This window comes from Candidatus Amarolinea aalborgensis (genome assembly GCF_900491745.1).
GTDB classification, from domain to species: Bacteria; Chloroflexota; Anaerolineae; order SSC4; family Amarolineaceae; genus Amarolinea; species Amarolinea aalborgensis.
This window is the reverse complement of the sequence record NZ_UETR01000046.1, coordinates 1-23,402: the sequence shown is the minus strand read 5'-3', so window position 1 is coordinate 23,402 and position 23,402 is coordinate 1. Positions and strand designations below refer to the sequence as shown.

The following is a 23,402-nucleotide window of genomic DNA, read 5'->3' as shown; positions in this document are numbered from 1 at the left end:
GGTGGTTGCGATGACCACATTGGCCTGCAGCAGTTCCACGGTCACGCCGGCCTGGCCCACATCGGTGGCCGTCGGATTGAAGAGGCCATTCGCGTCGTATTCAATCCAGACCTGGTTGCCGATGACGCCGATGTTGGCGCGATTCTGCGGATAGTAACCGAAGTCGGCGGTCAGGTTGCTGCCCGCGGTGGGCAGGTTGACCGCATAGGGATCAGCCTGGTTGTTGTTGTCCACCCCGGCGGCGCCCAGCAGCGACTTGGTGTAGTCCACCAACACGGCGTTGGTGTCGCTGACGTGCACCAGGTAGCGGCCAGCCGGTAGACCGGTGAACTGATAGTTACCCAAAAAGGCGTCGAGGCTGCTGTCGCTGGTCACCGTGGCGATGATTGGCTCACCGGCATCCCACGTACCGTTGGCATTGCTGTCACGGATCAGGTCCACGCTCACGCCAGCCAGTGGGCTATCGCCCGCGTCATAAATGCCATTGGTATTGTCGTCAAGGAAGACCAGGTTGCCGATCGTACCGAGCTGCGGCTGCGACGGGTTGTCATTGTAGCCGAAGTCGGCGTCGAGGTACTGATCGCCCGCGGCGACGGACACCGGGTGCGGCACGATCGTCGTGGCTGTGTAGCCGGCCGGTGGGTTCGTGGGCGCGACCGTGTAGGAGCCAGCCGACACTTCGATCAGGTAGTGACCGTTGCTGTCGGTGGTGGTGCAGATCGGGGCGCCGCCGCCAACGGGCGTCGCGCAGACCTGGATGCCGGGGATGCCGGGTTCGCTCGGCTGCTGAACGCCATCGCCGTTGTCGTCGTACCAGACCGTGTCGCCAATGAGCGCCTTGCCTGAGGTCGGCTGCCGGACGTAGCCAAAGTCAGCGTCCTTGTAAACCTGGCCCGCGCCAAGCGCAATCGCGCTCGTCGGGTCGGGCTTGCTTTGATTCGCTACGATGTGCGTCAACCCGGCCAACACGTTGTTGGCGTCGGTGACATCCACGAAGTAGGTGCCAGGGATCACATTTTTGAAGATGTAGCCGCCATCCGCGTCAGTTGTGGTGGTAGCCACCAGCGTGTCGCCAGGGGTCAGCGTGCCGCTGCCATCGGCGTCGCGGTAGAGCGCCACGGTGACGTTCGCAATGCCCGGCTCGCCCACATCTTCGATGCCGTCGCGGTTCTTGTCGTACCAGACGAAATCCCCGATCGCACCCAGGCGGACCAAACCAGCGTCTACGGTTAGATTGGTTTCGCCAGCCACCAGGGTGATCGTCGTTGTGTCGCCGGCAGCGTCTGCATCGCTGTCTTTAGTGTCATCGGCGCCCTGATTCGGCAGGGTAAAGACGTAGCCGTCGGGCAGCGAAAAATGGACGTAGTAGGAACCGGCCACTAGGCCGGTGAAAGTGTAAAAGCCGTTGGCATCGGTGGTTTGCAGATCCAACAGGTTGTTCGACGCATCATACAGGAGGACATCTACGCCCCCTGCGCCGATTTCGCCGGCATCCTGAATGCCGTTTAGGTTGGTATCGTACCAGACGAAATTGCCGAGCGAGGCGGGAGCGAGAGACTGGCCAAAGTAGTGTGCTGGATCCGTGGCCTGCACGGTTTGGCTGGCGTAGGAAGCGGTTGTGGTCGCCGTGTTGCTATGCTGTCCACTGATGGCTGTTACAGGCCCGAAGATACAGGTGTACTGCGCTCCTATCGCGAGTGGATTCGGCCGGGCCGGGCAGCTGCTGAGATTAAAGACGTTGTCTGTCAGGCTGACATTACTCAACGGGGTATTGCCGATATTGGTAATCACAAACCGGAAGAAAACGGGGCTGCCTGCAGTCGCTAACGGCCCAGGCGCACTATTTGCGTCAACCCAAGAGACCTGGTTGTCCACGGAAACATATTTCACAAGGCGGATGGCCGGCGTCTGCGTACTTGGGTTCGGAGAGACGTAGACACCGCTTGTGCCTGAAGTCATGCTAAACTTGTTGGCCAGGGTATACCAACCGCCGACGAAGATGCCGTTGCTGAGCGAAGAGTTGTTCCCTGTCGCCGGGTCGCCCGTTGTCAGCCAATAGCCGGTGAAGAAACCCCCGCCGCTGAAGTCACTACCTCCCGCGATCAATGCGCCCGTTCCGTCATTGAAGCGTGGGCCCTGGGGATAAGGAAGAGGCGGGTTGCCGCCGCCGCCGGACGAGTTGATGTCGCCAGCCACGTTGATAAAGTTGGACGGCTTCAACCCGCCAAGTGGAACGATCGCGCCTCCGCTTTGCGGTTTGACCTGCCCTTGATAGCCATTGGCAGAATTGGCATCTGTGTCCCAACGCAGGATAAAGACATCACTTGCATCGCCCGTGATGTTGATCTTGCTCGAGAAGCCCAGTCCAGAGGTGATGTTGATCACGAATGTCTCGGCAACGCCATTCTGTTTGTTCAGTCCGTTCAGCGACGTTGACGATACGCTGGCGTAGCCAGGAGTGGCAGACAGTGCATTGATCTGAGCGAATGCTGCATTCAGGTCTGCTTCGAGACTCGCAATGCGGGCGGTTTGGCCTGTACTGGCAAAAGCCTGGCCCGAGTTTTGATTGACAATGTTTTGCCATGCACTGAGAGTGCTATCGTTTGTATAGATCGTGCCTGCGTCCGGAACGCCGCCCGATGTTCGCTCTGCGGCCTGGATACCGTCTACCGCGACATCACCCACGAAGCCCTTCGTGGCGCCCTGCCAGTTCGCGTCCTGGCTGCCGTCAGCAAAGAAGAACAGATAATCTGTCAGATTGCCGAGGGAGACACCCCCGATGGTAGTTGCCGGAGCAGCGGCATACGCTGGACGCAGCCCCAAGCTGCTCACCACCATTGCCAGCATTAAGGCCGCCGTGAAGATGAGCTTCAGTGCTCGTTTCGGCGCCTGGCCGGCAGTCCCAATCTCATTGCAAAACGATTTTACGGACAATTCTGTAGTTGACATTTATTTCCTTCCTACCTCGGTTTCGCATCCGAGTACGCCCATACCTTCAATCATCGTGAAATTATACAGTTAAGCATACTCCACATGATGGCCGTAGGCAAGGCTTTTCGCTTACAGTCTGTTTGCAGATGCTCGGCGGCCTGTGTGTCCTCGACTGCCCCTTGGTCAGTGCTGACCCGCGGGTTTGCCTAGCGGCGTGCAACCCACGGTATGAACAGTCGGTGCTGCACAGGGGTCAGCGGCACCGGCCCGATGAAAGGCCCAGCCGACGCTTCTTTCAGCCGATACCAATAGATGGTTCCAGGCACAGCGGCAGCGTCGGACCACGTGTAGAGATAGCCATTGCCGTCCGGCTGACCGTCGAGCGGCTGCGCGGTCATGCGCGTAAACTCGCCGTCGCTGGCAACGCCGCGCCAGACATCGAAACGGGGCGCTGCGCTGCCGCCGACCGCGCGCCACACCACATCCACGCGCCCATCCACCTGCTGCCAGGCGGTGAAGTCAACCACGGCGACCCCCGTGGGGTTGATAAAGGGAAATGTGAGCGTGAGGTCGCTTTGTCCTGCACTCAAGTTGGCCGAGGTGCGTGTCGTTGGGCCGATGAGCAGGTAGCTGGGCAGCCCGGCCACAAAGGCGACCGTGTATCGCCCTGGCGGCAGGTTGCTGATGGCATATTGGCCGCTGGCGTAGCCGCCCGCCGGGCCTGTCACCACATCACCCACAAGAGCTCCGCTGCTGTTCGTCATACGCAGGCTCACCCCGTTGAGCAGCAGCTCCCCGTTGTCATAACTGCCATTGCCGTTGCTGTCTACCCAGGCAAAGCCTCCAACCGTGACCCCTCCCGATTGGTAACCAAAATCGGCGCTCGGTACCGCGCCGCCATCCGCCAGGGCCACAGTGTAGGGCTGCACCTGGTTGTTGTGATCGGCGCCAGGTTGGGGCCCCGCCACCGTTGACACATATCCGCTGAGCACGCCAAGGGAGTCTCTGACGCGCACCTGGTAAGCGCCGCCTGGCAGACCGGTAAAGGCATAAGCCCCGCCCGCACCGCTCATGGTCGTACGAATGACGGCATTGGCTTGCAGCAGTTCCAACGTAACCCCCGCCACGCCCACGTCGCCGCTGTTGGGCGCGTAGAGGCCGTCGCTGTTCACGTCTAGCCACACTTGATTCCCGATCAGTCCCGTGTTGTTCTGTGGGCGTCGGTAATAGCCGAAATCAGCCAACACGTTGTTTTCACCGGGAGACAGCACGACGACATACGGGTCATTCTGGCTGTTGTTATCGGTGTCCGGTTGGCCCTGCGATGTCTGGTTATAGTCCAGGAGACTGCCGTTGGTGTCGCTGACATGGATGAGAAAGCGACCGGACGGGATGCCCCGGAAACGATAATTGCTGTTGCCGGCTGCCAGCACACTGTCGGATGTAACCGTCGCGATGATTGGCTCGCCCACATCCCAGGCGTCATTTTCGTTGAGGTCTTGGATCAAGTCCACGCTGACTCCCGCCAGCGCGCTGTCGCCGGCGCCAAACATGCCATTGAAGTCTGAATCATTGAAGATCAGGTTGCCGATGCTGCCCAGCGAGGTTAGCATGTCGACAGCATCCCCATAGCCGATCTCCACGTTGAGGCGTTGATCCCCGGCGGCCACCGTCACCGAGGCTCCCACGGCCGTGGTTGCCACCAAACCGGCCGGCGGCGTCGGCGGCGCCACGAGATAAGTCCCCGGCGCGACGGGCAGCAGGAAACGCCCGTTCGCGTCGGTTTGGCGGCACACAGGCGCGCCGCCGCCCACGGGCGTCGCACAGATGTTCAGATTGGCAATGCCAGGCTCACCCGGCTGCTGACGTCCGTCGCGGCTGCCATCGAACCAGGCGCTGTCGCCGATGAGGGCCTGGCCAGGGCTCGGCTGCACCACATAGCCAAAATCGGCATCCCGAAACACCTGCCCATCGCTCAGCGTCAGAGGCCCGCTCGGATCGGTAAGACTCTGCGGCCCATTCACGCGCTGGGCGTTTGCATACGCCCCAGGAAGATTGCCGACATCCACGAAGTACACCGCCGGCGTCAGCCCATCGAAGAGATAGCTGCCGTCAGCGCTGGTGACACGCGTGGCGATCAGTGCATCCACGCCGATTTCCAGTGTCCCATTGTTGTTGCTGTCGCGGTAGAGGGATAAAGGCACATTTGCCAACCCTGGCTCGCCGATATTCTGGACGCCATTCTGGTTGGCATCGTACCAAACCCAGTCGCCGATTGCGCCCAATCGCACGAGGCCTGCGTCCCAGGTCATATCATTCGCGCCAGCCGTCACCGTGATGGGCGGCGTCTGCCCCGTATTGGGATCCGCATCACTGTCCACGACGGCATTGCCGGCCTGCCGCGGCTGCGTGAAGGCATAGCCGTCGGGCAGCTCAAACTGGATGACATAGACTCCAGGCGGTAGGCCGCTAAAGGCATACAAACCATCGGCGTCGGTTATTTGCACATCCACCAGGGACTGCGCCGCGTCATACAGGAAGACGCCGGCGTCGGCTATGCCCGGCTCGCCGCTGTCCTGTTGACCGTTGTAGTTCCGATCGTACCACATACGGTCGCCCAGGGAACCGGTCTGATAGAGGCCGGCATCCCACGTCAGGTTCTGGGCGGCGCCGAGGGTGAAGACGGTCGTTTGCCCGCTGCCGGGGTCGGCATCGCTGTCTAAGGCTGGATTCGCGCCCTGATTGGGAAGCGTGAACGCGTATCCGGTTGGCGCAACAAACTCCAGGTAGTAACTGCCGGGGGCCGCAAGCAAGGTGTAGGCGCCGCTGGCCGACGTACTCGTCGAATCGAGCATCACGCCAGCCGCGCTGAACAGATTGACCTGAACATCAGCCACCCCGGTTTCGCCAGCGCTCTGCAATCCGTCGCGATTGACGTCATGCCAAACGAAGTCGCCGATCTGGTACACCTGGCAGGGCGTTACGTTGAGATTGCTGGTCCAGCTTCCGGTATAGTTGGTGCCGCCGTTCCCCGTGGCGCCGCCAGTGACCGAACTCTTGTAGTTCTCTGGCGAACCGGCCTGATCGTTGTTATTGTACGGGTTCTGAGCGTTGCCATCCACGGGCTTGACGCCAATGGCGTTGTAGTTCGTGCTAAAACTGGTATAGACGGCCGCGGCCCAGTTCCAGTTGAAAGTGACGCCCGGCTGGTCTACGGTCAATGCCGCCGTCCAGGTGACGGGGTTGATGCCGCCCGGGAGTCCGCCGGCCGGGATGGCAAAGGCCACACCGCCCGCAAAGACATTTTTGCCGTTGTTGCCAGACGACACGCGCGTCACCCAACGTTGGGCCGTGGCGTCATAGCTGGTGGTGGTGGTGCTGGCCGCGGGATCGAAGATGATGCGTGTGTCAGGCACAGAAATCGTGTACGGCGTCCCGTTGACAGTGAAAGAGATGGATGCCTGGCGCGCATAAATGGTGGTGACGGCCGATCCCAGGCCGCTCACCTTCAGCCGACTGACGAACCAGACGGTGTTGCCCGCGGCCAGGGCCGTGGCGTTGAAAGCGGTGCTGGCGCTGCTTGAGGCGTTGCACAAAAGGGAAAGCGGAGCTGCAGCCGCGGCTGCAGGCTGAACCATCGCGGCCTTGCTGGGATACAGCCCGGAAAGAATGAGCGCCAACAAGGCGACAGAACTCATGATAGATTTCATCGGGATACCTCCACAAGGAACCATGCTTATTCAGCGCTGGCGCTGAGTTTCATGACGACGACTGGGGAGAGACGATTACGCAGGTATGTTGTCGTAACTGCGTTTCGTTTGGCCCACCTGGTGTTCCAGCGTATAATCACGCTGCACTGACGGGCGTCAAGGCGAGGGAGATTCAAGTTAGCTATGTGTAGATTACCATAACTGACCTACTTAATCAACTTGACCGCAGTCATATCAAACAGCTTCTGGAGAAGAATCAGCATGGCATTCGATACGCCGAACAGCTACCGCAACCTGGTCATTTACGAAGTCTATGTCCGCAATCATGGCCCCAACGGCTCCTTTGCCGATGTGGAGGCTGATCTGCCGCGCCTGCGCGACATGGGTGTGGACGTTGTCTGGTTCATGCCGATCCATCCCATCGGCCAGCTCAACAAAAAGGGCAGTCTGGGCTGCCCATACTCCATCGCCGACTACCGCGCAGTCAATCCCGAGTACGGGACCAAAGCCGACTTTGCTCATCTGATCGAGGCTGCGCACGCCCTGGGCCTGAAGGTGATGATTGATGTGGTTTACAATCACACGGCGCATGATTCGGTGCTGGTAGGCGACCACCCGAACTGGTATCACCAGGACGCCAGCGGCAAGCCTGTGACGACCGTGCCGGATTGGAGCGATGTGATTGACCTCAAGCATCCCAACGAAGAACTGGTGGCGTATCTGATCGAAACGCTGCAGCAGTGGGCCGAGTTTGGCGTAGATGGATTTCGCTGCGACGTGGCGTCGCTCCTGCCGCTCGATTTCTGGCTGCGCGCGCGCGCAGCCGTTGCGCAGGTCAAGCCGGGGGTCATCTGGCTGGCGGAGTCTGTGCACGCGGCCTGGGTGGCTCACCGCCGCGCCGCGGGTCTGAGCGGACTCTCTGACAGCGAGCTGTACCAGGCCTTTGACCTCACGTATGACTATGACATCTGGCCGATCTGGCAGGCAGCCGTAGTCGGTCAGGCGCCGGTTATCCGCTATTTGGAGATGCTGCGCTTCCAGGACGCCATCTATCCGCATAATTTTGTCAAGATGCGCTGCGTCGAGAATCACGATCAACTGCGTATTCAACGCCTGGCGCCTTCGCCGAATCAAGCGCTGGCCTGGACCGCATTCCAGGCTTTCCATCACGGCCCATTCCTGATCTACGGCGGGCAGGAGGCTGGCGCAACGCACACACCTTCGCTGTTTGATATAGATAAGGTGGAATGGGGCGATTTGCCCCTGCAGCCATTCCTCACCACCCTCGCGCGCCTGAAGAAACATCCTGCGCTGACCACAGGCAAGTATGTGTTGACGAGCGCGGAGCCGGCCATTCAGGCCGCGTGGCAGGGCGCGCACGCCAATTTGTTTGGCCTTTTCAATGTCATGGCTGCCACCGGCGCCGTGGCAGTGCCGTTACCCGATGGTGACTATGCCGATCTGCTCAGCGGCGCCGCGATCAGCGTGCGCGGCGGTCAGGTTTCCCTGCCTGCCGCCGCCGTCATTCTGGCCTACGCCGAGCCATTGCCCCTACAGCCCTTCCATTCACCACTGCTCGATTTCCATCTGCCCGCGTGACAGATCCCCCCGACCATCGCACGTCACATCTCCGGTATGACATCATGCCGGAGATGATGACCATCTCGCGCGTCGCCGTCCTCGTAGGTCACACCTCCGGTGTGACGACGGGCGTATTCCCGAGACAACGGTCGCCCACGCGTCGCCGTCCTCGTAGGTCACACCTCCGGTGTGACGACGCACGTCATGCCGGAGACATCGGCAGGCCCACGCGTCGCCGTCCTCGTAGGTCACACCTCCGGTGTGACGACGGGCGTATTCCCGAGACAACGGTCGCCCACGCGTCGTGCTCATCGCAGCTCATTTCCGGTGTAACAATGCTCGCCGCCGGCCGCGATGACCCGCGGTGAGACGCGGGTTGTGTGGGATCGGATGTTGTCACGCCGGAGGCGATGACCTACGGGACGCGGGTTGTGTGCGAGACGATGTTGTCACTCGTAGGTCACACCTCCGGTGTGACGACGCACGTCATGCCGGAGACATCGGCAGGCCCACGCGTCGCCGTCCTCGTAGGTCACATCTCCGGTGTGACGACGCACGTCATGCCGGAGCCGATGACCGTCGGCCCGGGTTACGATTTGCCGAGGGGCGGCAATTTCCCAATTCGGGGGACCTGTGGCATAATGCTACCTCTTGTCCGCCTGTGGGCGGCAAGTATTAAATGAATTCTGTTTTGATCATTCCAACGGGTTGCCTGACCTAGCATGGTCAGGCGCTTTTCTTGTCCGCAGTTGGCGCATCCGTTTCCGCGGTTGCGCCGCAGGGCGGCGGTAGTGGGGAGCAGGCCCGCAAGGGCACGTGCAGCGCAGCGGAGTCATCGAAACAGCCAATCACGCGGCTGCTGAACAGCCAAGATCGTAGAGTGTAAAACGATGACATCCGAATTCTCGCAGTTAGACCTGCACCCGCAGTTGGTGCAGGCCGTGGAAGCGCTTGGCTTCACGACGCCCACGCCGATCCAATCGGCCCTCATCCCGGTGCTGCTGGCCGGCCATGACGTGATCGGCCAGGCCCATACGGGCACGGGCAAGACCGCAGCCTATGGCCTGCCCATTCTCCATAACCTTGAAGCAGACTACCAGGCCATTCAGGCCTTAGTCGTGGTGCCAACACGTGAGCTGGCGATCCAGGTAGCCAAAGCCCTGCACGACTACGGCGAGCCGCGCCTGGCGCGTGTGCTGCCGATTTACGGCGGCGAACCGTATGGTCGCCAGATTGGCCGCCTACAAAAAGGCGTGGATATTGTGGTTGGCACCCCAGGCCGTTTGTTGGACCTGATCGAACGCCAGACCCTTGACCTGAGCCGCGTGCGCGTGGTGGTGTTGGACGAGGCCGATGAGATGCTCAGCATGGGCTTCATCGAAGACATCGAGGCGCTGTTGGCGGTGACGCCGGCTGCGCGCCAGACCGCGCTGCTGTCGGCCACGATGTCGCCGGAGGTCCGCCGCCTTGCCGACCGCTACCTGCGCGATCCTCGTTCCGTCACCACCGAACGCGAGCAGGTGACAGTGGCGGCCATCGAGCAGCGCACCTATCTGGTGAACGCAGCCGATAAGCTGGCGGCGCTGACCCGCTTGTTCGAGATGGAACCGATCACCAGCGCGCTGATCTTTGTGCGCACACGCGCGGCCGCGGGCGAGCTGGCGGCCGAACTGTCCACGCGCGGTTTTCCGGCCGAAGGCTTGAGCGGCGAGCTGGAGCAGGAAGAACGCGAGCGTGTGCTCAATCGCTTCCGCCGCGGTCAAACCACGGTGCTGGTGGCGACCGATGTCGCGGCCCGCGGCCTGGACATCGAACAGATCTCACATGTTTTCAACTTCGATCTGCCTGAAGATCCAGAAATCTACGTTCATCGCATTGGCCGCACGGGCCGCGCGGGCAAGACCGGCATCGCCATCTCGCTGGTGACGCCGGCCGAGCGCTGGCGTTTGGGGCGCATCGAAGGCTTCACCAAGCAGCGTATCGCCAGCGGTGTGCTGCCCACCGTGGAGCAGATTGAGCAGCGCCGCGAAGAGCAGCTGCTGGAGCAGGTGACGGTCTGGTTGAAACGTGGGCGCACCGGCGGCGAGCGTCGCCTGGCCGCCACCCTGGTGGATGCTGGCTACGATCCGTTGGAGATTGCGGCGGCCGCGCTGCGGCATGTGCGCACCGTGGAAGGCCAGCGCCCGATCCTTCCCCTCACCGAGGTGCAGGAACGACGCCCGCGAACGAAACTGCGCGAGGTCGAGACCCGCCCGGCGCGAGACTTTAGGCCGGCCGATCACAGCAGCCGGCCGCGGCGATCACCAGGCGCGCCAGAAGCTGGCATGGTCAGCCTCAACCTGAGCCGGGGACGGCTGCACGGCGTACGGCCGGGCGACGTGGTGAGCACCATTGCCTATCATGCCGATATTCCCGGTCATGCCATTGGTAAGATCTTCATCCAGGACCACCACACCGTGGTGGATGTCCCGGAAAAGTTCGTCATGCAAGTGCTGGCCAAAGCGCATAACTTCCGCATCAACCGCCAGACCATCACCGTCGAACGCGCCTGAACAAGACAGCGCCGGTTCACGGAGAACCTGCGCGTCTATGCACAGGACGTAAGCGGTGACGAGGTTCGAGAGTTGGACGCAGATGCACGCAGAACAACGCAGATCGAACTAATGTGCGCGCCTGGCCAGCGTGCGTCTGCGTTCTCTCTATGGTTCTGAACGCTAATGCGTCTGACGTTTGAAACCCGGCTTTTGCAAGAAGCCGGGTTTCTTTGTTTAGCTTGGGTTGACGACGCGACCGCAAAACAGGATGCTCTGGGTCGCGTGGTCCAGGATGAGAAAGACAAACGGATGATCCGCCCGAAAGACCGCAGGCGGCGGTGGCACTGAGCGGGAGAGGACTGCGGCGGTGGCCGCGACCGCTTCCGTCCCTTGCTCGTTGACCTCCACCCTGGCCTCTTGCACCACGGCGGTCAGACAAAGCCACTGCGGAATCCCGTCCATGCCCGAGAAATCGGCCCGATACTCATCGAAAGCGTCGGTCATGCCCAACGCTTTCAAGGTATCGTCCAACCTGAGCGAGCAGGCGAGCTTGAACTGCGGCAAGAGGACCATGACCTCCCGCTCCTCCATGTCTGCAGTCCAGCGTTTCAGGCGCTCGACCGTGAAGGCCGCGTCGAAAGCGGCCAGCCCCTTCTCTTTGGCAGGCAAGAACACGATCATGGAGACGGCATCGCCGGCGTAGGGCAGCTGCAGCGCCTGAACGCCATCCACTTCGGCATACCAGAAACGGCCCATCTGCTGCATGAGCAGCGCGGTGATGCTGTCGCTGGCCGTCAGCCAGAAGGGCGCGTCCTGCGTCCTGCGTGGGTCAAACTGACTGGCCCAATCGCCTTTGAAGTAGATGGCATTGACCAGGACAAGGCGCGTCAAGTCATCGAGAATGCCAGGCTGCAGCAGTTCCGTGATCTTCCCGGCGGTGTGTGCCTCCGCCCAGGCGTTGATCGCCTGGCGCGCGGCCTCGGTCGCATGCTCAAAGTCCACGGGCGTGATCGGCGCGCCGTAGGACTTCTGCAGGAGGGCGAGGAATTCTGGCCGGAACGGATAGCCGATTTGGGGCCACAGGGAGTTCGCCAGGACGAGCTGCACCTGGCCGCTCTCCTGGGCCGCGGCCAGGCTGGCCTGCAACTGCGCAAAGGCGGCGTGAAGTTCCAGGCGACGCGGGTCAATGTGCAAAACTTGGGCCATCTGCCTGGCGGTGTTTTGACGGGCGCCGGCGTAGGTCATCGCCAGCGCGCTGGACAGAGAGAACGGAGAGAAAAAGAGATTACCCGCGGTGGGGCTGAGTTGCCGATAAAGATCAATGGCAAATTCGGTGTTTGCGTCAACCAGCCTGGCGAGGGCGGCTTCGTCGAGTCGCATCGTGAAACCCTCCTACTTTCTGGCGATCCTGTTGACCCGCGCAAGGGTAAAGGGCGACAGGATACACGCTTGACGGGGCGCTGTGATTCCTTGCCTCGATCCGGCCAGATGCAAGCAATTGGCTGCAAGGCAATTTCATGATACCGCCAAAAAAACAAAAACGCAATTTGCATTTTGTGCTTTTTTCCCTCCCTCCGAAAACGTTGTATAATCCCCACACTTTCCCCCCACCGGTTCATCATTCAGCTTTCATCGTTCGTCATTGTTCCAACCATGCCCGACACCACGTATCTCCAATTCGATCTGCTGATTGACCGCGGCGCCGCAGGCTACCGCGCGCGTGTGCTCAACTCACCGATGGGCCAGGCAGAAACGGCCTTTGACCTGCCTTCGCTGGCGACGCTGGAAGCGACCAACCCGCGCGCCCTGGGCCAGCACTTGTTCGAAGCGGTGTTCGCAGGCGGCGTCGGCGTTTCCTACCGCCGCAGCCTGGATGAGGCGCGGCGGCAGCACGCCGGGTTGCGCGTCCGTCTGCGTCTGGCTGATGCACTCGACCTGGGCGCCTGGGCCTGGGAAACGTTGTTCGATCCGCAGCAGAACCGCTTTCTCTGCCTGTCGCCCGAAACGTCGGTTGTGCGCTTCCTGGAACTGCCCGCACCCGAAAGCCATTCGCTGGTCAAGCCGCCGCTGCGCCTGCTCGTCGTCATCGCCAATCCGAGCGACACGCCCACATTGGCCGTGGAGCAGGAATGGGCGCGATTGAGCGCGGCCGTGGAGATGTTGGAGGCGCGGGGGCTGCTGCAGGTGGATCGGTTGGACCACGCGACCTTGATGGCCCTGCAACAGCGTCTACGCCAGCAGGATGTGCATCTTCTTCACTTCATCGGTCACGGCGCGTTCGATCCAACGACGCAGGAGGGACTGCTGCTGTTCGAGGAGGAATCGCGCCTGAGTCGGCCGGTCAGCGGTCAAACGCTGGGCACGCTGCTGGGCGGCCATCCGCCCGCGCTCGTCTTTCTGAACGCCTGCGAGGGCGCGCGCACCAGCACCGGCAACGCCTTTGCTGGCGTCGCGCAGGGACTGATCCAGCAGGGCATTCCCGCAGTCATCGCCATGCAGACTGCAGTCAGCGACACGGCCGCAGTGGCGTTGAGCCAGGAATTCTACGGCGCGTTGGCCGACGGTTACGCGGTGGACAGCGCGCTGGTAGAGGCGCGCAAGGCCGTGTGGGCCGCGGGTAACGAAGTGGAATGGGCCGTGCCTGTCTTGTTCATGCGTGCGCCGGATGGCCGTTTATTCGACGTGCAGCCGCTGAGCCAGGCCGAGCGCCAGCAGAATCAGATTGCCGCCCTCCTGCGCCAGGTCGCAGGCGCCCAGGCGGGCGAGGATTGGCCCACGGCGCTGCGCAAACTGCAAGCGATCCTGCAGCTCGATCCCAACCAGGCCGAAGCAGCCAATCGTTTGCGCGAAGTGCAGAAACAGCAAGAACTGGCCGCGGCCTTTGCCAGTGGGCAGGAGCACTACAATGCCGGGCGCTGGCGGCCGGCGCTGGACTATTTCCTGCGCGTGCAAGACCTGGGCGGGAACTACAAGGGCGTCTTTGGCCTGCTGGCGACGGTCAAGATGAAAATTGCGGAGAGCGAACCGCCAGCGCCAGGGGCAGGGCCTGCACCGCGCCGACCGTCCGCCGCCGATCAGCTCTATGGCCCGATCATCAAGGCGTTGACGGCCGGACGCCTGGTGCCGGTTTTAGGACCAGGCGTCAACCTGTGCAGCCGGCCGCCGGGCGTCGGTTGGCAGACCGGACAGTATCTGCCCGCCACCCATGAATTGGCCGCTTACCTGGCGGCGACCTTCGATTATCCTCTGGCCGATACCGAAAACCTGGCCAAAGTGTCGCAGTACGTGACCGTCATGCGCGACGTCGGCCCGCTGTACGACGAGCTGCGTCCCATCTTCGATGCCGATTATCCACCAACACCCGTGCACCAACTGCTGGCCGCGCTGCCGGCCGCCCTACGCAAGCAGGGCTATCCCTATCCCTGCCAACTCATCATTACCCTCAACTACGATGATGTCCTGGAGCGCGCTTTCCAGGCCGTGGGCGAGCCATACGATGTGGTGACGTATGTGGCTGAAGGTGAGCATCGCGGTATGTTTCTGCACAACCCAACCGGCGAAGGGGAATCGGTCCCGATTGAACGGCCCAATGAGTACCTGGACCTGCCGATTGACCAGACTGCAGCCCGACGTACGCTCATCTTCAAGATCCATGGCGCGATTGACCGCACGAACAGCGATGCGGACAGCTATGTCATCACCGAGGATCACTTCATCAACTTCGTGCCGCGTATGGATGTGACCTCGATTGCCCCGGCGCCGCTGCTGGCGTTCCTCAAGCGCAGCTACTCCCTCTTTCTCGGCTATGATCTGAGCGCCTGGAACCTGCGCACCGTGCTCCAGCGGGTTTTCGCGCCGCGGCGCGGCTACGCCTGGGCTGTGGAACCCGCGCCCTCGATCATGAGCCAGAAGTTCTGGAACCGTCAAAGCGTGGACATCCTGGATCTGAGCCTGGAGCAGTTTGTGGCCGGCTTGAGTGAGCGGGTGCAGAACCTCCCCGCGGCCGGAGGACGTCCATGAGCGATCAGCACGCGCCGTTCTCGCCCTACAAAGGGCTGATCCCTTATGGCGAAGAGGACGCCAACTTCTTTTTTGGCCGACAGCGTGAGCGCGACATGATCGAGGCCAATCTGATCGCTTCCCGCCTGACGCTGCTTTACGGCGCCAGCGGCGTGGGCAAGAGTTCGGTGCTGCGCGCGGGCGTGGTGCATCATCTGCGCCATCTCGCCATCCAGAACCAGATTGACGGCGGCAACCCTGAATTCGTCGTGGTCATCGTCAATGCCTGGCGCGATGACCCGCTGGGCGGCCTGCTCAACAGCATCTATGCGACTCTGCAGGCCGACTTGGGGCCGCTGCACCCCGCGGCCGCGTCGCTGCCTCCGCCTTCCGCGGCGGCGTTCGTGCCTACCTTGCAGGCATGGACCTCGGCGCTCGACTGCGATCTCCTGTTGATCCTGGATCAGTTCGAGGAGTACCTTTTCTACCATGCCACGGAGGATGGGCTGGGCACGTTGGCGATGGAATTTCCACGTGCGGTCAATCAGAGTGATCTACGCGTCAATTTCTTGATCGCCATTCGCGAAGATGCCCTGGCCCGGCTTGACCGCTTCAAAGGCCGCATCCCGCGCCTGTTCGAGAACTACCTGCGTATTCAGCACCTGGATGTGGAAGCTGCGCGCGAAGCCATCGAGCAGCCGCTGGCGGCGTACAATCGTGAGGCGAAGCCCGCGCAGCCGATGACCATCGAACCAGAACTGGTGGCCGAGGTGCTGGCGCAGGTGCAAACCAACCAGGTATTCGTGGGGGAGTCAGGCCGCGGCACCGTGGCCAGCGGCGGCCCGGCACGCGTGGAGACGCCTTACCTGCAACTGGTAATGAGCCGCTTGTGGGCCGAAGAGGTGCAGGCAGGCGCGTCGGTCTTGCGCCTGGCGACCTTGCAGCGGCTGGGCGGCGCGGAGCGCATCGTACGCACCCATCTCGACACCGTCATCAGCACGCTGACGCCAGAGGAGCAGGAGGTGGCCGCGCGCATCTTCCATCTCCTGGTGACGCCGTCGGGCACCAAGATCGCGCACAGCGTCCCTGACCTGGCTGAGTACAGCGGGTTGGCGCCCGCCCAGCTCGAGCTGGTGCTGGAAAAATTGTCCGGCGCGGGCATGCGCATCTTGCGGCCGGTGGCGCCGCCGCCCGATCAGCCGACGCGGCTGCGCTACGAGATCTTTCACGATGTCCTGGCCGCGCCGATTTTGGACTGGCGCACCCGCTTTGTCCATGCGCAGGAGCAGGCCGCGGCCGAGGCGCGCCTGGTCGCGGAACGGGCGGCGGCGCAGGAACGCCTGCGCCAGCAGCAAGCTGAGGCCGCCGCGCGCCTGGCGCAGGAGCGGCGGCGTGTGCGGCGCTTGCGCCTGAGCGCCCTCGGTTTGCTGGCTCTGTTTCTGGTGATGATGATCCTGGCGATCTCCGCGCGCCAGCAGTACCTGAAGGCGAACGCGGCCACCGACGCGGCCTATAACGCCGCTGCGCGCACGATTGCCGTCAATGCGAATTTGCAGCTGCAGACAGACCCTGAACTCAGTGTGCTGCTGGCCCAGAATGCAGCGTGGATTAAGAATGACAACGTGCAGGTCGAGGATGCCCTACGCCGGGCGTTGATCGCCTCTTCGATTCGTGCAGTTTTGTCGGGCCATGAGGATACTTTGTCCACGGCGGCCTTTTCACCTGACGGCCGTTGGCTGGCTACTGCGGACACCGGCGGCTCGATTGGAATCTGGGATGCGGTCACCAATCGCAACGTGGCCTGGCTGCACGGGCAATCACAGCGCCTGAATGATCTCGCCTTCAGCCCCGACAGTCGCCTGTTGGCCAGCGGCGGCGCCGGGGCGGTGGCGCGTTTGTGGGACGTGCCCAGCGGCTCGCTGCACGCCGAAATCCCCAACCTGGGCGGAGAGGTCTATCATGTGGTCTTCAGCCCAGACGGGACGCTGCTGATGATTGCCAGCGGCAGTCATACGGGCTATGTGTGGGATGTGCGGGCCGGCGAGATGACCCTCTTTTTGGAAGGGCATCGCGGCGGACTCCGGAACGCGGCGTTTTCGCCTGATGGCTCGATCATTGCCACGGTCAGCGATGACCGTACGGCGCGCCTGTGGGAAACCGCCTCGGGCAAACCGTTGGCCGTGCTGGCGGGCCATGATGCCGAGGTGATCGCTGTTTCGTTCGACGCCAGCGGCCACTGGCTGGCGACCGCCAGCGTGGATAACACGGCCCGCGTGTGGAAGGCGCCGAGCGGCGAGTTCTACCGCGAATTTCGGGGTCACACCGACCGCGTGGTGGCGGTCAGCCTCAGCGCAGACGGCCGCCGCCTCTACACCGCCTCAGCCGACGGTCGCGCCATCGTATGGGATGTGGCCAGCGGGCAGCCGCAGGCTGAGCTGCGTCACCAGGATCGGGTCACAGATGTGCAGTTAAGCCCGGATGAGCGCCTGCTGCTGACCACCAGCGCCGACCACACGGCTGTCTTGTGGAATACGCACGCCTGGCAGCGCCTGGTCACCTTGCGCGGCCATACCGATGCTATCAACAATGGCGGCTTCAGCCCCCGCGGCGCCCTGGTGGTTACCGCGAGTGTGGATGGCACCGCGCGTGTGTGGACCGCCAATACCGGCCAGTCTCTGCAGGTCTTGCGCGAGATGACCGGTGAGCAGCCGGTATGGAGCGCAGCCTTCAGCCCCGACGGCGCGCGGCTCGTCACCGCCAACGATAATGGCACGGTTGGTCTGTGGGATCCTTTGGGCGGACGCCGCCTGGCGACGCTGGGGGGTCATGAGGGCGCCGTCTACCAGGCGCGTTTCAGCCCGGATGGGAATTCGATCATCAGCGCAGGGCAGGACGGCACGGTGCGCTTGTGGCCGGCCGACGGCAGCGGCGAGCCAGCCGTCTGGCGTGGGCACAGTGATGCTGTCAATAGCATTGCCTTCAGCGGGTCAGGCCAACTGGCGCTGACGACGAGCAATGATCAGACGGCGGTCGTTTGGGATATGACCAATGGGCAGGTGATCAGCACGTTGCGCGGTCACCGCGGCGCCGTGTTGAACGGCCACTTCAACTATGACAATAGTCGCGCCGTCACCGCTAGTGCGGACGGCACGGCCATCGTGTGGGACAGAGAGGGCAAGGCCGTGGTTACGCTGAGCGGGCACGACGGGTTGGTTTATGATGCCGTCTTCAGCCCGGATGGCGATGTCGTGGCGACGGCCAGCGCGGACGGCAGTGCGCGCCTGTGGGACGTTGGCTCGGGGAAGTTATTGATCGCCCCCCTGACGCATGCGGACGCGGTGACCCATGTGGCCTTCACGGCGGATGGCCGCTTTCTGTTGACTGCAAGCCAGGATCAGACGGCCGCGCTGTGGGAAGTGACCAGCGGCCGACGGGTCTTCACCCTGAATGACCAAAAAGCGCCGGTGACGGCGGTTGCGTTCAACCCCGATGGGCGCTTTGCCGTCACGGGTGGTGACACAGCGGACCCCACGGTGCGCCTATGGGATTTGCGCACCGGACAAATGCTGATGACTTTCTGGGGCCATGTAGCGGGTGTGCGCAGCCTGGATTTCAGCCCGGACGGGCGGCATATTGCCAGCGCCGGCGCTGACGGTACGGTGCAAGTTTACGACTGCGAGGTGTGCGGCTCTGTGGATGACCTGTTAGCTCTTGTGCCCAGCCATGTTACCCGCGAGCTAACGGACGAGGAGCAGCACAGGTACTTGTACGATCTGCCTACGCGATAGACGGCTAGCCGGCCATCGTTGGCTGAGCTTGGAGAAGCCAACGACATGCGCAGCTGGAATAATCCCTTGCGGCGGCTGTAGTCGGCAGACGGCAATCAAACGGGCAGCCAGACGCGGACGGTGGTGCCTTTGCCCGGCTGTGATTCCAGTTCCAGCCGGCCGCCAAGGAGTTGGGCGCGCTCCTGGATGCCCATCAGACCAAAGTGGCCGCGGCGGGCAAATTCATTCGTTGAAAAGGGCTGATTGAAGCCGCGGCCGTTGTCGCTGACCTGCAGGAAAACGCCTTCGGCGTCGCTTTCCACGAGCGCATTGACCGCGGTGGCCTGCGCGTGTTTGCTGATGTTGGTCAGCGTCTCCTGGAAAATGCGAAACAGCACCAACTCCTGATCGCTGTCCAGCCCGGCCACCGCGCCGCGCACCGCCAGATTGACTTCGATGCCGTCTTGCTCGCCCAATTGATTGGACAGATAGCGCAGCGCTGGAATCAGGCCGAGATCTTCGAGCACCAACGGCCGCAATTCACGGCTGAACCGCCGCACCTCGGCGGCCGCGTCGCCGACTTGGTGGCGCAGCGTGGTAAGTTGGCTGCCCAGTTCCGGGTCCTGAGCGACTCCTTCCAGGTACTCCAGGCGGCGGCCGATGGCGACCAGCGCTTGCACAGTGCCGTCGTGCAGTTCGCGCGCGATGCGGCGCCGCTCTTCTTCCTGCGTGCGCGTGACCGCGGCCACATAACTGCGTTGCGCGGCGCGTGACGCGGCAACTTGCTGGGCCATATCATCGAACGCCGCCGCCAGGGTCTGCAGCTCACGGATCGTGCCGCCATCTACATGGGCTACCTCCGCGCCGGCGGCCAGGCGCGCAGCCTGTGAGGCCAGGCGGTTGATCGGCTCGGTGATGCGCCGCGCGCCCAGGGGCAGCCAGAACAGCCCGAGGATCAGGCCGAGCGCCAGCACTAACAGCGCCGTTCCCAGGTAAGGTCGCACGGGTGCAGTCAACGTTGCGAACGATTCACGCGTGATCAATCCCCAACCGCTGGCCGCAACGCTGGCATAGCCATAGACAACCTGTTCGCCGTTCGCGTCGGCCACCAACGCATTTTGATCGCCCTGCAGCACCTGTTGCACCACGGCCTCGCCGCGCAAATCCTGCCCCAGTAAGGCCGCATCGGGATGGTAGATCGCGCGGCCCTGGCGGTCTACCAGGTAGGCGACGCCCTTGTCGCCGATGCGCAGGCGGCGAATATCGCTGCCGAGCTGTTGATTCTTGAGTTGAAAGACGCCTACCAGCGCGCCGACGGCATCGCCCGCTGGTCTGGAGATGGGCACAAGCACAGCCATCACGCTGTCAGCCTGGCCCGGCTGATCCAGGATGTCAGAAAATGCCGGCACCTGTAAGGCGCGCACACTGCGGAAGTAAGGCTCCAGGTTGACCGGCGCCTGGGTAATGCCCGCCGGCGCCATGTTGGTGATGGCCTGCCCGGAAGCATCGAGGACGAAGACGCCGCCATCGAAGGGCGCCAGTTGTTCGGCGGCGCCGCGCAGCACGGTCATGCGTCGCGCCGCATCCTCCGCGCGCAAACCGGGATCGTTGCTGAGGACCGTCAGGACGTCGGCGTAGTTTTCCAATCGCTCGGAGATGCGCTCGGCCGCTACGGCTGCGATCTCGCGGTCGCGCGCAATGATGAGCGAAGCCACGACCTGCTGGTAGGCCAGGGTGCTCACAGCCAGGATGACGAGCAACATGAGGGCAAAGGGCAGCAGAAGCCACAACACCGCCTGCACGCGCAGGCTGCTCAGGCGATCGGTCAGCCCATGGGGCAGCTTGGTCCCCGCTGGCGGGGCAGAGGGCGATGTCACGGCGCGCGCAGCAGGTTGCGTTTCATCGCCATCAGAATGGCCTCGGTGCGCGAGTTGACGCCCAGCTTGCCGAAGATGTTGCTGAGGTGGGTTTGCACCGTGCGGTCGCTAATGATCAGCGTATCCGCAATTTGTTTATTGGTCATGCCCTGCGCCAGCAGCTTGAGCACCTCCATCTCGCGACTGGTCAACGCCTCGAATTCGTCCTCGGGCTGCGCAGTCTTGCGCCCACTGACGCGATTGACCAGTTTGCGCACAATGCTGGGCGCCATGGCTGACTCGCCCGCGGCTATAGCGCGAATGGCGTGGACAAGCTCTGACACGGGGGCCGTTTTCAGGAGATAGCCGTTCGCGCCAGCTTCGAGCAGCGCGAAGACATACTCATCGTCGTCATGCGCGGTCAGCACCAGGACCTGCACGTTGGGCAGACGGGTGCGAATCTGGCGTGTGGCCTCGATGCCGTTCATGCCTGGCATGCGTACATCCATGACCACGACATCCGGGCGCAGCATTTCGGCCAGGCGCACGGCTTCGGCGCCGTCGTTGGCCTCGCCGACCACGGCCAGGTCCGTCTCGCGCGCCAGCATAGCCAGGGTTCCCTGGCGCAGCATCACATGATCGTCAGCAAGGATCAAGCGAATAGGTGACATAACTATACTAGGCCATTTACTTGGGTTTTTGGAATAGGGTTGCGGCGCTACCCACGGCGATCTGCTGGGCGCTGCCGGTTCCGCTGGTTGGAATCGTCCAGATGGTGCTGGCGCCATTACGCGCCTGGCGGGTGAACAAAAGGGCGGCGCCGTCGGGGAGCCACTGCGGGCTGAGCAAGGCGTCGCTCGGCGCTTGCACCAGGAGCCGAGCCGCGCTGCGGGTCAAATCATAGGTGCGCAGGGCGTTGCCGCCCTTGTCCTGACTGACGTAGGCCAATTGCTTCCCGTCAGGCGACCAGGCCGGGCCGGCGATGGCGTCAGCCACGTTGCGCATTCCGGTGCCGCCGCTGCTCACCAGCCACAGCGTGCCTTGACCATCGGTGAATGCCACCTGACTGCCATCGGGCGACCAGGTGTAGACCGCGCCTGCGCCGTGCGCTGGCAGGGGCAGGGGCGTACCGCCGGCCAGGTAGAAGATGGTGGCGCTGCGTCCAGGGTTGAACAGGAAGCGGGTGCTGTCTGGCGACCAGATAATCTGCGGCGGGCATAGTTCGGTGGCCTCGATGGGCGACAGCAGCACGCGGCCCAGGCTGCGTACGGCGCTGTTGTCGGCCTTGGCCAGCTTGACCTCGGCCACGTTCGCGCGGGGGTTTTCAACGAAAGCCACGTGTTCCCCGTTCGGCGCCCACGTTGGTGAGACGTAACGCTGGCCGCCGCCTGGCAGCACGGCGCTGCTGCGCGTCTGGTCAAAGAGCAGCGCGCGGATATCCGCGCCGTCGCTGAAATAGACGCCTTGACTGCTGGGCAGCCAGGAGACCAGCTGCACCGGCTTGTTGCTAATTTGCACGGGGGTTCCACCGGCCGTGGAAACGGCCCACCACGCGCCGCTTTGATCTTGATAGGCCACGCGGCTGCCATCTGGGGCAATGGCATAGGGCGCGCAGCCCGCGCGCACTTTGGTCGCCAGCACGCGCGTACTGCTCCCGTTGAGGGCCAGGGCGTGCAACTCTCCATTTTGCAGGTAAAGCACACTGCTTTCCAGCGGCACGCCGCGCAGGTCGTGCGGTTTCGTGGCTGCCGCGCAGCCAGACAGCGTGAAACTGGCGATCACCATCAGCGTGATGAGCCGCCAGAAAGGGCGTCGTTGAGCAAAGATTGTCATTCCAGCCTAAATTCTTATTTCCCGAATTCCGGCGCTATCCGGTCTGCCATGATGTGGGGGATGGTGGCATCACACGAGCACAGTATACTCGGTTCGTGATGAATGGTCAACCGACAACTTACGCAGGCGGAGTAGGTGAAACGGCGTAGGAGAGAAGAAAGTGGCAAAACGCTGAATGAGGAAAGCTGAATGCTGAAGTGGGGCCGCAAGCAATGCAGAGTACAAGATGGAAGACGGAATTGTGGGCAAGCCGCAGAATGGTCACACCGGCGAACCGCACGCTGCGCCCTGTGGCCTCGATGCCCAAGAACTGACCCGATGCGACGCTTTCTGCAGAAGTCAACCGGGTTGGCTTTGGCGGAACTGCGTCGGCGGCTTGATCGTTTGCCTGACCTGGGCTACAATAGCGCAGAGATCGAGACGGAAAGCTCAGCGCAGCTCTGGGCTAACCTGTGTGAAAGGAAGCAGCGATCACGTGCTGACTGAGGCAAATTTGCGGACCGAACGCGCGCAGCGCTATCGCCAGCGCATGGACTTGTGCATCCACACGCCGGCGGAGGCGTTGGCGTTTGTGAACCAGGTGGGGATGTGCCTGCTCTTTTCCGCGAAGGGCATTGAACTGCCGACGCTGTACGGCGCGCTGTGCGGCCTGGAGAAGGCGCCGCCCGCGCAGCACAACGAGCGCGAGCTCGGCCTGGCCTGGCAGTGGAAGGATGATTTGCCTATTGCCGGCGATGTGCTCTACGGCAAGTTTCTCAAGCGCAAGCCGGTTTTCATCAGCCTGCGCCTGGCCCCGGCCTTCTACGCGCTGAGCGGCAGCTATGGGGAGTTGGACGACTTCCGTGAGCTGTACCAGGATGCCAAACTCACCGCAGAGGCGCGTCAGGTGGCGGAGGCGCTGTTTTTGCAGGGCGCGCTGCCTACCAGTGAGCTGCGCCGCGCCGCCCGCCTGGCCGGCGAAGACAACATGACCCGCTTCGATCGCGCGCTGGCCGAACTGCAAATGAAATGGCAGATCGTCAAAACGGGTATTTCGGACACAAACGCCTGGAAATACTGCTACATCTACGACTTGCTCCCGCGCCGTTTCCCCTCCATCCCGGTTGCTGCCCGCGCAATCAACAGCACCGAAGCGATGAGCCAGATCCTCACCGTTTACCTGAACACCGTGTTGGCCGCGACCCCAGCCGA

At 62.7% G+C, this 23,402-nt stretch carries 11 protein-coding genes; 5 read left to right on the top strand and 6 right to left on the bottom strand.

Annotated elements, in window-relative coordinates; genetic code table 11:
• Together ACPQ6D_RS21995 and ACPQ6D_RS21990 are read right to left on the bottom strand one after the other, a co-directional pair.
• Positions 1-2,949, bottom strand: a 2,949-nt coding sequence (locus ACPQ6D_RS21995; protein WP_423226500.1) for an SdrD B-like domain-containing protein, incomplete at its 3' end; no start/stop codon positions are given.
• A gap of 188 nt (positions 2,950-3,137) precedes the next feature.
• Positions 3,138-6,641, bottom strand: a complete 3,504-nt coding sequence (locus tag ACPQ6D_RS21990) for an SdrD B-like domain-containing protein (RefSeq protein ID WP_423226499.1) — start codon at positions 6,639-6,641, stop codon at positions 3,138-3,140.
• Between the two features lie 261 nt (positions 6,642-6,902).
• Between ACPQ6D_RS21990 and ACPQ6D_RS21985 the strand changes: the two genes are divergently transcribed.
• Both ACPQ6D_RS21985 and ACPQ6D_RS21980 read left to right on the top strand, forming a co-directional pair.
• Complete coding sequence (locus ACPQ6D_RS21985) at positions 6,903-8,240, top strand: alpha-amylase family glycosyl hydrolase (protein ID WP_423226498.1); 1,338 nt, start codon at positions 6,903-6,905, stop codon at positions 8,238-8,240.
• An 872-nt stretch (positions 8,241-9,112) separates the two neighbouring features.
• The gene (locus ACPQ6D_RS21980) at positions 9,113-10,774 is read left to right on the top strand and encodes a DEAD/DEAH box helicase (RefSeq protein ID WP_423226497.1); all 1,662 of its coding nucleotides are present in this window, start codon (positions 9,113-9,115) and stop codon (positions 10,772-10,774) included.
• A 216-nt stretch (positions 10,775-10,990) separates the two neighbouring features.
• Here ACPQ6D_RS21980 and ACPQ6D_RS21975 read toward each other — a convergent pair whose 3' ends face one another.
• On the bottom strand, positions 10,991-12,136 hold the full coding sequence (locus tag ACPQ6D_RS21975; RefSeq protein WP_423226496.1) for a serpin family protein: 1,146 nt from the start codon (positions 12,134-12,136) through the stop codon (positions 10,991-10,993).
• A 273-nt stretch (positions 12,137-12,409) separates the two neighbouring features.
• Here ACPQ6D_RS21975 and ACPQ6D_RS21970 point away from each other — a divergent pair, with 273 nt between their 5' ends.
• Entirely contained in the window at positions 12,410-14,776 is a 2,367-nt protein-coding gene (locus ACPQ6D_RS21970) for a CHAT domain-containing protein (protein WP_423226495.1), read from the top strand.
• Positions 14,773-18,543 (top strand): WD40 repeat domain-containing protein, encoded by a 3,771-nt coding sequence (locus ACPQ6D_RS21965; RefSeq protein ID WP_423226494.1) that lies wholly within the window; start codon positions 14,773-14,775, stop codon positions 18,541-18,543. Before ACPQ6D_RS21970 ends, ACPQ6D_RS21965 begins: the two co-directional genes overlap by 4 nt.
• A gap of 95 nt (positions 18,544-18,638) precedes the next feature.
• Here the strand turns inward: ACPQ6D_RS21965 and ACPQ6D_RS21960 are convergent, their stop codons facing one another.
• The 3 genes from ACPQ6D_RS21960 to ACPQ6D_RS21950 are packed head-to-tail and all read right to left on the bottom strand — an operon-like array spanning position 18,639 to position 22,211.
• Entirely contained in the window at positions 18,639-20,399 is a 1,761-nt protein-coding gene (locus ACPQ6D_RS21960) for a cache domain-containing protein (RefSeq protein WP_423226493.1), read from the bottom strand.
• Positions 20,396-21,049 carry a response regulator transcription factor gene (locus ACPQ6D_RS21955; RefSeq protein ID WP_423226492.1) on the bottom strand — a complete coding sequence of 218 codons (654 nt, stop codon included), beginning with the start codon at positions 21,047-21,049 and terminating at the stop codon, positions 20,396-20,398. The genes ACPQ6D_RS21960 and ACPQ6D_RS21955 overlap by 4 nt, the downstream gene beginning before the upstream one ends.
• Before the next feature lie 16 nt (positions 21,050-21,065).
• Positions 21,066-22,211, bottom strand: coding sequence for a TolB family protein (locus ACPQ6D_RS21950; RefSeq protein ID WP_423226491.1), 1,146 nt, complete (start codon positions 22,209-22,211; stop codon positions 21,066-21,068).
• A gap of 475 nt (positions 22,212-22,686) precedes the next feature.
• Between ACPQ6D_RS21950 and ACPQ6D_RS21945 the strand changes: the two genes are divergently transcribed.
• A partial coding sequence (locus ACPQ6D_RS21945; protein WP_423226490.1) for an AlkZ-related protein occupies positions 22,687-23,402 on the top strand: 716 nt, incomplete at its 3' end.